At 41.5% G+C, this 12,721-nt stretch carries 9 protein-coding genes; 3 read left to right on the top strand and 6 right to left on the bottom strand.

All coding sequences use genetic code 11. The annotated features are described in order from the left end of the window. Positions 1-13: 13 nt before the first annotated feature. From QSH61_RS07430 to pgi, 4 genes are all read right to left on the bottom strand, one after another. The gene (locus tag QSH61_RS07430; RefSeq protein WP_206471636.1) at positions 14-2,665 is read right to left on the bottom strand and encodes a TonB-dependent receptor; all 2,652 of its coding nucleotides are present in this window, start codon (positions 2,663-2,665) and stop codon (positions 14-16) included. 878 nt (positions 2,666-3,543) lie between these two features. Continuing rightward, positions 3,544-4,254 carry a 6-phosphogluconolactonase gene (gene pgl / locus QSH61_RS07425; protein ID WP_010606511.1) on the bottom strand — a complete coding sequence of 237 codons (711 nt, stop codon included), beginning with the start codon at positions 4,252-4,254 and terminating at the stop codon, positions 3,544-3,546. After that, positions 4,254-5,723, bottom strand: coding sequence for a glucose-6-phosphate dehydrogenase (gene zwf, locus QSH61_RS07420; RefSeq protein ID WP_206471635.1), 1,470 nt, complete (start codon positions 5,721-5,723; stop codon positions 4,254-4,256). The genes pgl and zwf overlap by 1 nt, the downstream gene beginning before the upstream one ends. 285 nt (positions 5,724-6,008) lie before the next feature. After that, complete coding sequence (gene pgi / locus QSH61_RS07415) at positions 6,009-7,655, bottom strand: glucose-6-phosphate isomerase (RefSeq protein WP_206471634.1); 1,647 nt, start codon at positions 7,653-7,655, stop codon at positions 6,009-6,011. Between the two features lie 382 nt (positions 7,656-8,037). Between pgi and QSH61_RS07410 the strand changes: the two genes are divergently transcribed. After that, positions 8,038-9,075, top strand: a complete 1,038-nt coding sequence (locus tag QSH61_RS07410) for a LacI family DNA-binding transcriptional regulator (RefSeq protein WP_174170951.1) — start codon at positions 8,038-8,040, stop codon at positions 9,073-9,075. Between the two features lie 50 nt (positions 9,076-9,125). Here the strand turns inward: QSH61_RS07410 and QSH61_RS07405 are convergent, their stop codons facing one another. Both QSH61_RS07405 and QSH61_RS07400 read right to left on the bottom strand, forming a co-directional pair. Further along, positions 9,126-10,193: an AI-2E family transporter gene (locus tag QSH61_RS07405; RefSeq protein WP_010606507.1), complete on the bottom strand. Its 1,068-nt coding sequence runs from the start codon at positions 10,191-10,193 to the stop codon at positions 9,126-9,128. Then, positions 10,186-10,437, bottom strand: a complete 252-nt coding sequence (locus QSH61_RS07400) for a hypothetical protein (protein ID WP_010375515.1) — start codon at positions 10,435-10,437, stop codon at positions 10,186-10,188. Before QSH61_RS07400 ends, QSH61_RS07405 begins: the two co-directional genes overlap by 8 nt. 65 nt (positions 10,438-10,502) lie before the next feature. On the opposite strand from QSH61_RS07400, the gene QSH61_RS07395 reads away from it, so the two are divergent. Together QSH61_RS07395 and bepA are read left to right on the top strand one after the other, a co-directional pair. Continuing rightward, positions 10,503-11,168 carry a hypothetical protein gene (locus QSH61_RS07395; protein ID WP_010606506.1) on the top strand — a complete coding sequence of 222 codons (666 nt, stop codon included), beginning with the start codon at positions 10,503-10,505 and terminating at the stop codon, positions 11,166-11,168. A 1-nt stretch (position 11,169) separates the two neighbouring features. Next, positions 11,170-12,621, top strand: a complete 1,452-nt coding sequence (bepA, locus tag QSH61_RS07390) for a beta-barrel assembly-enhancing protease (RefSeq protein WP_010606505.1) — start codon at positions 11,170-11,172, stop codon at positions 12,619-12,621. The last annotated feature ends 100 nt before the right edge of the window (positions 12,622-12,721 follow it).

Raw genomic sequence — 12,721 nt, 5'->3', positions numbered from 1 at the left:
CATTTTAATAATATTAGAAACGGAAGTTTGCACCTAGTACAAATCGACGACCATTCTGGTATATAGATAATACTCTTGCTTCATCAGTATTATATTCTATGACCTCTTCATCAGTCAGGTTAATACCTTCAAATACTAATGAGATATTTTCAGTTACGTTGTATGTCGCACTAAAGTCCAACTGGCCATAGTCATCATTCCAAAGCTCCGTACCTGAAGAGTGTAAACCTTTATACCATTTTGTACGGTAGTTATACATCGCTCGAACCGCAAACAGATCATCTTCATAGTAACCTGAAATATTTAACATATTCTCAGAGGCTCCCATTACTAAGCCAGACCCCGGTTTTAGGACATCTCTTTCACCATCATTATTAGCATCAGTATAAGTATAGTTTGCTGATACACCAAAACCATTGTCAAAACTATGTTGAATAGAGGCTTCTAAACCCGTTGTTGTTCCCCCTGCCCCATTCTCAGGCCGAGTAACAGTTACAGGAACCCAACGTTGAGTTTCTTGATCATAAAACTCTTGGCTCGAAGTACCAGATGTTTGGTAACTCTCAATATCTTTGTAGAATAGCGTTATTGCAAGTAACGATGCATCACCGAAGTAATATTCCCAAGCAGCATCAAACTGGTTAGCTACTTGTGGATCTAGATTTGGATTACCAGCCTGTGCAGTTGGATTATCTTCACCAAGATCGCCAGGTGCGGTAATTGGTGAAATATCAAAGAAATTAGGACGCGCCATCGTTCGTGCCGCAGACAACCTCACAATTTGATCTTCAGCTAAGTCATAAGATAAATTGAAGTTTGGCAAAATCTCGGTGTAGCTACGTGACTCAGTTTTCCACTCTAATGTAGAAGGTGTTAAATCACCATTGAGGCCAGGGTTTTTGACAGTTAATAAGTCCCAAGAATCTGAAGAGAACAAATAACCAGCAGAATCTTGCTCAGTCTTAGCAACCCTTACACCTATGTTGCCTCGGAAACTTTCTCCAGAGAAATCACCCTGAACATAGAAAGCCGTTTTTTGCTCAGCTACTTCAAATATTTCTGGTAAATTCTTGTGAATTGCATAGGAAGCATTTGGGCCTAACCCTAATTCCAACATACGATCACTGTTGTGTATCAACTGTTGAGTAATATCACCATTGACAACGTCAGCACCAACAGTATCAGTGCCTCTAGAAAGGTCACAATCCGCAAGCGTACTACATTGATTAGCCAAGATCTGGTTCATGTAATTATCACTCTCACCATCGTTAGCTAAACCCCAATGCCAACTGTAGGCATTTCTGTCTTGCGTGCGTTTGTGATCACGATATTTTGCACCAACTTTAATTGATGTAAACGCACCAAGTTCGACCGGGAAGTCAAAGTCTACCTGAGCATAAGACTCTTCATCTGTTGTTGGTTTATTCCCACCCCAGATCCAGCCACCGTTAAATTTAGAAGGGTCCGTACCATCAATACCAGCGTTTACTGTTGGAGTACCATCAGTTAGATCAAAGTTGTAATCTCCCTGCCCGCCGTATTCCCAAGAAGTTTCATTTAATGTTCCACCCTCGGCTTCAGTCGTACCAAGCTCCACATTCATTGAGAATGAATCCGTTGCAAAGTCAATGTCTAAATGAATTGAATTAGTATCCGTGCTTGAGATACGGTTGATATGATTCCAACGAACATCACCACCGCCAGTGCCTTTTAATGCGTTGCCATCACTAAACGAAAGCTCGGCCTCTGACCCAGGATTCATCAATAGAAAGTTTGAATTGGTATTATTCACATCCATATTTGAATCAAGTATGTTTAAAGTCGCACTGAAATCGTCGGAAGGTGCAAATTGAACCGAGCTGAAAAATGTTGTTCTTTCACGATCTTGGCGGAAAACAGGAACCCCCATAGTACGAGGTGTATAAGTTCCATCACCTTGAACATCCCAACCAAGTACCTCAAAACCTTCACGACGAACTGTACGATCAGCTTTTGAACCAGAAATTAAAATACCAAATTGCTCACTTTCATTCTTCCATGAATAAAGTGCTTCAATTGATGGATCATGTTCTTCCGCTACTTCTGAGTATTGGCTCTGCAAGCTTAACTGAACAGTACCAGAATCCAAATCAAGAGGCTTGCGTGTATTTAGAATTACTGTACCACCAATTGAGCCTTCATCAATACGCGCTTCAGGAGATTTATATACTTCCAAGCTACTTACCAATGAAGACGGAAGCATTGTAAAGTTGAAACTACGAGAAGGGTTATCCAAGATAAACCAGTCAGCTGTACCAACATTTTGTCCGTTTAATAGAGTGCGGTTTTTAGTTGGATCTGAACCTCGAACAGTAATCTTTTCACCTTCACCAAACTCACGGCTAACCCCTACACCAGTAATACGAGATAGAGATTCCGCAACGTTTTTATCCGGAAACTTACCAATATCTTCTGCTGTTATCGAATCAACAACAGCGTTTGCGAATCTTTTGTTATTAATGTCCGCCTTACTGGAAGCGCGAATACCGCGAACTTCAATGACTTCTACGTTTTCTTGTACTTGATTTTGACTTTCTTCTGCAACTACAACGCCTGAAAAGCCCGCACCTAGTGCGATGCTGACGTTAACTGCAAGTAAGCTTTTTTTGAAATTATTAGCTAACACAGGATTCCCCTTGAATCATTTTGTTGGTTTTTTAAATCACTTCTGCCCAGTGATGATGACAACGCTGTCATCTAATAACAAACCATACACCCTAAATTACATATTCGCTACAATTTTTTTGGCCTGTTATTCAAAAAATATTCATATAGATATATATCTTATTGATAAATATAAATTTAAATATGACCAAGATATGGTTTGTTACAAAAACGATTGGAGAATAGCACAAAAAATTTTGCTGCTGTAGGGTTTTAAGATGGAATTGTCTCAATAAAGGGACATTTTAATTATCTGAATACACATAAGGGGATGTGTATTCAATTCCCTCATCAAGCTTGGGCAGAAGCTAAAGATGAGAATCAATATCAATGACAACGCTGTCATTATAGATTTATCTGTTAGTACTGTCTAGTTCTTTTAAGAGAAATTTTTATGACAAAGGCTTATGAAATCTAAGATTAGCGAGTTAGTTATCACTATCTTTTGCACAAATTTGAATACCCAATTACGGGACTTGTTGATTTTCTAATGATCGTATCTTGAATCAGTAAAATTTATTGCTTTTATTCGTAAGAAGTAAGAAGTAAGAAGTAAGAAGTAAGAAGTAAGAAGTAAGAAGTAAGAAGTAAGAAGTAAGAAGTAAGAAGTAAGAAGTAAGAAGTAAGAAGTAAGAAGTAAGAAGTAAGAAGTAAGAAGTAAGAAGTAAGAAGTAAGAAGTAAGAAGTAAGAAGTAAGAAGTAAGAAGTAAGAAGTAAGAAGTATTGTCGCTTCGAGCTTAATGTCCAGAGGTATTCAATCAGTTGACTCAAATAATCTAGGTAAGGCCAGCTACCACGCCAACCTTACCTTCTACTATTTCTAGTACCTATGATCTTAGGTTACGGGCACCAGAATACGGTCAAATTAATATCAGGATGATTTAATACAGCACGCAGTGGTACTTCATACTCTGAGCCGGGTTGTTTTGCCGCTTCATACACCGCTTTTTTTTCATCACCAGAGATCAATAAAACAGCCGCCTTAGAATTAGCTATTCCTGCCAAAGACAAACTCATGCGCTCGGTGATCTCACCTGTCACTTCGCTTTGATGAGCATTAATTGCGCACACAGTGTTTGTGGTCGTTAATGCGTGTTCTAGGCCATTTGCACTTGGGAATAAACTGGCGGTATGACCATCCGGCCCCATTCCTAAAATGGTTACATCAAACGGCTTTTTCAACGCTGCATAAGCAGACTCACATAGATCAGCGCCTTCTAGTGCTGATACTGCTGCATTCTTCATTGTCACAAATCGAGCATTTGCCGCTTTGTCTTTCAGTAATGTCGACTTAATAAATGCTTCGTTAGACTTTTCGTGATCCGGTTCGACCCAACGTTCATCAACCATAGCAACCGTAATTTTGTCCCAGCCAAGCTCAACACCAGAAAGGTAACGATATGCTGGAGCCGGTGATGAACCACCAGACACTAGCAACACCGCTTCACCGTCTTGCTCAATACCTTGACTGAGCCCAGTTTGAAGTAGCTCTGCAAGCGCTGCTGTCATTTCGTCTTTCGAGTTGAAGTTTCTTTCTGTTAACTGTGCCATTACGCTTGCTCTCCCGCATTGAACCAAACATGTTTGTTTTCTTCAAGCAGTTCATCGGCATCTTCTGGACCCCAAGAGCCAGCACGATAAAGTGACGGAGTCCCTTTACTCTGCCAACGCTCAATGATTGGATCAACCCACTGCCACGCTTGGCGTACTTCGTCACGGTGAATAAATAAAGCTGGGTTATTTGCAGCTGCGTCGAGCATTAAGCGCTTATATGCATCTGAATGATAGCCATTGTTATACTTTTCACTCAATGAGATATTTAGCGTCACTGGCTCTAGTTGCATTTCAAGGTTATCTAGACGCTTAGACATTAGCGTTAATTGAATACTTTCTTCAGGCTGTAATCTTATCACCAAGCGGTTTGGCTGAATTGGACCCGCCGCATCACCATAGACGTTATGAGAAACAGGCTTGTACTCAACCACAATTTCAGCACAACGCTTTTTCATACGCTTGCCTGTTCTTAAATAGAAAGGCACACCAGACCAACGCCAGTTATCAATGTGAGCACGAATAGCAACAAATGTTTCTGTTTTACTCGACCCTTCGCCCAGCTCTTCTAGGTAACCAGGTACCAGCTTACCTTCAAGGTCGCCTGGTACATATTGACCACGCACAACATTATTATCTACATCTGAGTCAATTAGCGGTCTGAGCGCTTCTAATACTTTAAGCTTTTCAGTGCGAATACTGTTGGCATTAAGTTTATGTGGTGACTCCATCGCAACCAAGCAAAGTAGTTGCAATAAGTGATTTTGCACCATATCACGAAGCGCGCCCGCTTTGTCGTAGAAGCCAGCTCGGCTTTCAAGACCTACCGTTTCAGAGATACTGATCTGAATATTATCTATGGCTTTAGCATCCCATAAATTCTCGAACAGTGCGTTTGAGAACCTAAGCGCCATCAGGTTTTGAACCGTTTCTTTACCTAAGTAATGATCGATACGGAATACTTGCTCTTCCGAGAAGAACTCACCGATTTTGGCATTAATTTCTTCTGCAGATTTACCGCAGTAACCAATAGGCTTTTCAACAACTACACGTGATTGCTCTGTGATTAGCCCTTTAATTGACAATAACTCACAACAACGGCCATAAACCGCTGGAGGAAGTGACAAGTAGAAGACACGAGACTTATCTTCCCCATCAGCTAAAATATTCTTCAGCTTATCCCAGTGTTCATCTTCTTCTGTAACGTTGACTACCACAGGCACTAAAAACTGTTCAAATGCGGACCAATCTTTCTTGTTGTATTCGCCTTTGCCAAGGTGAGTTTGTAATGCGATATGTGCCGTTTCGATAAATTCTTGTTGTTTGTTTTGTTCACGAACGGTCGGTAAGATGCGAGTGCCTTCAGGTAAGTTACCTTCTTGATATGCACGATACAAGGCTGGTAGGAGTTTGCGAAGTGCTAAATCGCCTCCCCCACCAAAAATTACGATGTCAAAAGGATTAAGCATAATTCACTCTCATTAGGTTAGGCGTGCACTACAAGCACGCAGTGTTTATTCGATTTGGAGCCACTCCAAAGCCTACCAAACTCATTGTGTAACGGGTGATGATTTCGATTGCAATGCGCTAGTAATATCAATTCGACTTAAGACCTGCTCAATTTGAGGGATTAAGTAAGTTGGTATAAATGAGTCTTAGAAACCTGTATTTCCTCTCACAAAAATACAGGTTCTAAGTACTCCAGCGCTACCCGTTCAAAGGTATTCTGTTTACTTCCAGTTCCACTCGAAGTATTAATTTGTTCTCTTTTGCTTGTAATAAGCGATTAGACCCGCCGTTGAGCTATCATGCGGGTTAGTAACGCCTTCTTGCGTTAGCTCGGCTTCAATATTTGAAGCAAGCCCTTTACCAAGCTCAACACCCCACTGGTCAAATGAACACACATCCAAAATAATGCCTTGGCAGAAAATTTTGTGTTCATACAAGGCAATTAGTCGGCCCACAGCTTTTGCATCTACCTTATCTAAGATAAATGAAGAGGTTGGACGGTTACCTTGGTGTATTTTATGCGGGATCAACTTGTCGATTTCCGCATCCGACTTACCTTTAGCCGTTAAATCTTCACGAACCTGCTGTGCATCTACACCCGCCATCATTGCTTCCGTTTGCGCGAAGAAGTTAGACAATAAAATATCGTGATGCTGGCCTACTTTGTTTTGCGGTTCAATTGAAGCGATAAAATCAGCCGGTACAATCACATTACCTTGGTGTAAACACTGATAAAAAGCATGCTGGCCATTTATCCCTGTCATGCCCCAAATAATTGGCACAGTCGTATAGTTTACCTGCTCTCCTGCAAAAGTAACATGCTTACCGTTACTTTCCATTTCACCTTGTTGTAAATACGCAGGCAGCATATGAAGCGCCTGATCATAAGGCAAAATTGCTTGTGCTTGATATCCTAAGAAGCTGGTATTCCAAACGCTGAGTAACGCCATCAACAGTGGAATATTATCTTCGTTGTTTGCCGTTTTAAAGTGCTCATCAATTTCAAATGCACCTTCAAGCACTTCGACAAACTTATCGAAGCCTAAATAAAGTGCGATTGGTAATCCGATTGCACTCCAAAGCGAGAAACGACCGCCAACCCAGTCCCACATCGTAAACACGTTGTCATCGCTAATACCAAACGCTCTGGTCTTCTCAAGATTGGTGCTCACCGCAACAAAATGCTTGGCGATTGCCGCTCTATCATTTGCAGCATTCAAAAACCACTCAACGGCAGTCTTTGCATTGGTCATGGTTTCAGAGGTTGTGAAGGTTTTTGATGACACGACAAACAGGGTTGTTTCTGCGTCCAAGCCTTTTAGTACTGAAGCAATCTGTACACCGTCAACATTCGAAACATAATGCACGTTTAGCGTGTCATCTGCATACGCGGCTAGCGCATCAGTTACCATTTGCGGGCCCAAGTTAGACCCACCAACGCCAATCGCAACCACATCTTTTACAGCTTTGCCTGTATACCCTTGCCACTCACCTGAACGAACTCGGTTACTAAATGCTTGTAGTTTTTCTAATTCCGCATTGACTTGCTCAATAACATTTACACCATCCACATAAATAGGTGTATTTGCTCGGTTACGCAGCGCCGTATGTAAAACCGCTCGGTCTTCGGTGATATTTATTTTTTCACCAGAAAACATCTTTTCTCGCCAAAGCGCGATATCGCTCTCTTTTGCGAGCTGCATCATTTCAGAGAATGTTTGGTCGTCAATGCGTTGCTTGGAAAAGTCGAACAACACACCAGGGATTTGACGAGAGAACTTTTCAAATCTTTGTGCATCGTTTGCAAACATCGTTTTTAAATGCTGCTGCTCTACTCGCTGCGCAGAACTACTGAGCTTTTGCCAACTATCCAAATCTACACGACCACCCATTACATATTCCCCTAAGACGTAAGTGATTGTTAGTTACCTTACTTTTCAGTTAGTAACAACAAAGAAACATTATTAAACAAGCACATTATGTCAAAATGACAACGCTGTCAAATTGCTTCTTTTCAATTTTACATTGCGAATAATAACCTAAAATAAAATTTTTGACACCGGTATCATTCATTTATTTCTGCGAATTGTAGTGCTAAATTCTGTACTTATTAGATAGACTAAGAAAAACAGATGATCCTTTTATTAAGCCGATGGTCGCCTTAGCGGCTAAATATCACAGAAATTGGGCGCTAGCTTCTGCATACATAAAGCGCTACTATTCCTCTGTGCTTAATAATGATCGATACAGACCTGTAAATAGAAGAACAACTACATGAAAGTCACTATTAATGATGTTGCCAAGCTAGCTGGCGTATCTATGAAAACCGTATCGCGGGTAATCAATAAAGAACCTTCGGTTAGAAAAAAAACCTACGATCAAGTAATGCAGGCTGTCAAAGAGCTTAATTATCAGCCTAATATTGCTGCAAGAAACTTAGCTGGTACTTCTTCATTTGCAATTGGCTTGGTCTACGACAATCCCAATGCGTATTATGTCATTGATATGCAAAACGGGGTGTTATCTCGCTGTAGAGATGAAGGGTATGAGCTCGTCATCCACCCCTGTGAATCCAATTCGGAAAATATGGCCGAAGAATTCGTCACTATGATCAAACGCTCACGTCTTGCAGGTTTAGTCTTGACTCCTCCTCTATCCGAGCAACAAGCCATTATTGATATGCTAGATGAGCTGGGCATTCATTACGTGCGTCTACTTTCAGGCCGAGCGCAAGAAGCGGAAAGTAGCGCAAATAACTGTATCTTTGTTGACGACTACGCTGCTGCCTATGAAATTACCGAGCATCTGATCCAACTTGGGCATAAAAAAATTGCTTTTGTACTTGGTGATGAAGAGCATAAATCAACTGCAGAGCGACTAGCTGGATATCGAGATGCCCTAAAAGCACACGATATAAAACAAGATGATACACTGCTCTATCACGGCACGTACTCATTTGAATCTGGAGTAAAAGGCGCTAAAGCACTGCTGGCCGATGGCAATCCAAACCAAATCACTGCGATTTTAGGTGGTAACGATGAGGTTGCAGCTGGGGCTTTATTTGCTGCGCGGCTGATGAATATAGAGATCCCAGGTCAATTGTCTATCAGTGGCTTCGAAGACTCTCCATTCTCCCGCCAAACTTGGCCAAAGCTTACGACTGCACATCAGGCTAACAACATTATTTCTGAACATGCTGCGCGTCTATTGTTTTCTAAAACACGTGGACATCGAAAAAATGATAAAGAAGTCTCACATGTGTTCACACCGAGCATGGTCGTTCGTGAAAGCACGGGTAGAGTCACACAATAACTACTTATTTATAGTCGGCTCATGAGCCGACTAACATCAAAAAAACGTCACTATTTCACCAATAGTTCTTCACTCTTACTCGACCATGCATTGATCAGCGCCTTGACCAGAGATGCAAGTGGAATAGCAAAGAATACCCCCCAAAAACCCCATAAACCACCAAAAAATAATACTGCAACAATAATATAAACAGGGTTAAGATCCACAGCTTCTGAAAACAACAACGGCACTAAAACATTACCATCTAATGCTTGAATAATGCCGTACGCGATGAGAATGGTCCAAAATTCTGGCGCTAGACCAAATTGAAACAAAGCTACTGCGGCAACGGGTAAGGTAACGAGTGCAGCACCAATAAATGGGATAAGTACAGAAAGTCCAACCAATGTCCCCAGTAATGCGGCATAGCGTAAATCCAAAATAGAAAAGGTCACAAAGCTCACTACACCAACGATGACAATCTCAAAAACTTTACCACGAATATAATTCATGATTTGTTGGTCCATCTCATGCCACACTTGTGAAATAAGCTTTCTGTCCTTAGGTATAATTTTTGACACTCCAGATGTAAGTTCTGACTTGTCTTTCAACATGAAAAAAGCAAGCAGTGGCACTAAAACCAAATAAATCATCCATGCGACAACGTCTTTTAATGAGGTTAATGAGGCTGAGACAATAACTTCGCCAAGCTCTAGCAATTTACTTTCCACAGAGCTCACAATTGCCTGTACCTGAGTTGTAGAGATCAGCGTCGGGTAGTATTCAGGTAAATGTAAAAGGAAGTCCTTACCCTCTTCTACCATGGTTGGACTTTCTTGGAGCAAGTTACTTAACTGTTGCCACAGAACAGGAACGATACCAAATACCAGCCCCAAAGCGACGCCCACAAATACCGCCATTACGACTACTGCTGATAACATCCTACTGCCAGTCACTCGGGTGAGCTTATTCACTGGCCATTCAAGTAAATAGGCGATCACAATTGCGACCAGTACCGGCATGACATAACTGCCAAAAAAGTACAGCAAAGCAACTGTGGCAACTAGCATCAACAATAGCGTGACGGAATGTGGATCTGAAAACTTTTTGATGTACCACGCTTTTACTAACTCAAACATCCATGATCTCCAAACACACTTCACCGCTTTCAATTTCAATAATTTGGTAACTCACCGAGTTACCATCCAAATACTTTTTGATATCTAACAAGCTCTGATCCTGACTCATCAGCAATTTTAGTTTGCCTAGAGTATAGTCATGGCGCTTTAACCGCCACTTAAACTGAACAAATAATGCAGGACAGGTAAATTCTCGTAGATCATGTACAAATTTTGTCGTCTTGTCTCCACACAAATCACTCAATGCGGTAGCCCTCAAGGCGTTGATGGTTTATTCTTAATAGCATACTCTACTTCTTGGGAATCTTAATGCCAGGCGTTAATAATAAGGCCCGATTGCCAGCCAATCCAACACTAAAAGAAATAAATTGGTACAAAAAGCAAATTAATTGGGGTGAACTTCCGCCTTTTTATCACCTTGTCGCCTCAGCGGTAAGTGAATGTGAAGGTCTGCTCCATCACGGCTTTGACAATGCGGTAAAGCGTTTGCTAGATAAGCGAAATTGGAATATAGAACTATTAGGTGGTTATGAAGATGACAGTGGCATAATTCACTGTGACAATAAACCTCAAATCGCGTTACATCAAGCATTTACTGACAGAGGTTTTGAGCTTTGGGCTTACCCAATAGCCAAAGGCACCAAGATTGATGCCTATGTTAAAGACAATCGTTTTTTGGAGTTTCGAGTATGGGATCCGCATACGATGAAAAACTTACTGCGCATCAACCAGCTCCATAAATTCATTGCGTTTTACTTTGAACGCGGTGATATAGCTGACAAAGCTCTGATACTTCATGCGCACAAAGTGCTGCATATGACAGTGACGTTTTTGCAAAAAGAATTGAACATCACTAGTGTTGCAGGGGTCTCAATAAAAGATTTTTACCAACTTTGTGAAAAAGATGCTCGAGCATGCAATGATGAAGTCGACTTAGCTAGGATCATGCTCGGAGAAGACCTTAAAAGGGATTAAAATGCGGTTAAAACCCCTATTAAATTCAATCGTTTTAACATTTGCGCTCGCTGCATCAAGCAGCGCTATTGCACAAACAGAACTGAAACTACCAGATTTAGGCACTTCAGCTCTCCAAGTACTACCTATTGAAAAAGAACAAGCGATCGGCGAAGTCATGATGATGCAGCTGCGCTCGCGCTCCCCAGTGGTTGGCGATCCGGTACTTGAAGAGTACTTAACCAGCCTAGGCAATCGCCTCGTCGCCAATGCTAATGATGTACGCTTTCCATTTACCTTTTTTTGGATTAATAACAAAGATATTAATGCCTTCGCTTTTTATGGAGGCCACGTTGGTGTACATACGGGACTCATTGCGCAATCCGATAATGAGAGTCAATTAGCATCCGTTATTGGCCACGAAATTGCGCACGTTACCCAACGTCATTTAGCACGCCGCGTACAAAACGCAAAAGACAACAGCGCCTTGACCATAGCGGGGCTTATTACTGGTATTTTGGCAACCGTAGTTGCCCCAGATGCGGGTATCGCCATTTTATCCGCAAGCCAAACGCAATCATCGTTGAACCAACTAACGCATAGCCGAAAAGCCGAGCAAGAAGCCGACCGATTTGGTATGAATACACTACATAAAGCCGGCTTTGACCCCTATGCGGCCAGTGAGTTTTTAACTAAGCTCTCGGATCAAATTCGTTTTAAAAATAAGCCCCCTGCATTTTTGCTTACGCACCCGTTACCCGACAGTCGAGTATCGGACGTTAGGCTTAGGGCACAACAATTCGAGAAAAAGCATTATCCCTCAAGCCTTTCCTACGCGTTAGCTAAAAGCCGTGTGCTTGCACGATACTATTATTCAGAAGATGCTGGTGAAGCCTTTTTCAGAAACGCTCTAAAGCACTCAGCAGAGCTCGACAAGCGCGCCCTACAATACGGGTTAGCAATTACGTTACTCGATCAAAAAAACTACGAGGAAGCTGGCAAACTATTGGATGAGTTGTTAGAAAAAGATCCGAATAACCTGTTTTATCTTGATGTGTATACCGATTATTTAATTGCGACAGAGCATTCTGGCAAAGCGGTTGAGATGCTTCAAGCTCAACACCAACTTAGACCCAATAACCAAGTTATCACACTAAACTATGCCAATGCCGCAATAAAAGCAAAACAGTATGAAGTTGCCGAGCAATTGCTTAAGATCTTTTTGCTTGAGAAACCGGATCATATTCTCGCCCGTGATTTACTCACACAAGCCTATGAAGCCCAAGAAAACAAGGCGGCTTACCATGAGTCAAAAGCGAGTGTCTATGCCCAGTATGGTGCATTTAATAAAGCAGCAGACGAAGTCCAGCGTGCACTCAATCATGTCGAAGATAACGAAGATATCAAGCGTACCAGATTAAAAGCGCTACTTAGCCAATACCGTAATATGCAAAAAGAAATCGCTAAGCTGTGATGCTTGGCGATTGCTTACAGCGATATACAGCGATAGTAGAAACGTATTTAAGCCAATTTTCTTGCACATCGCTTTTCGTCATCTCTACATTAAGCTATGA

The organism is Pseudoalteromonas sp. JC3 (assembly GCF_030291895.1).
Classification (GTDB): Bacteria; Pseudomonadota; Gammaproteobacteria; order Enterobacterales; family Alteromonadaceae; genus Pseudoalteromonas.
The sequence above is the reverse complement of the archived record's forward strand: the minus strand, read 5'-3'. Positions and strand labels throughout refer to the sequence as shown.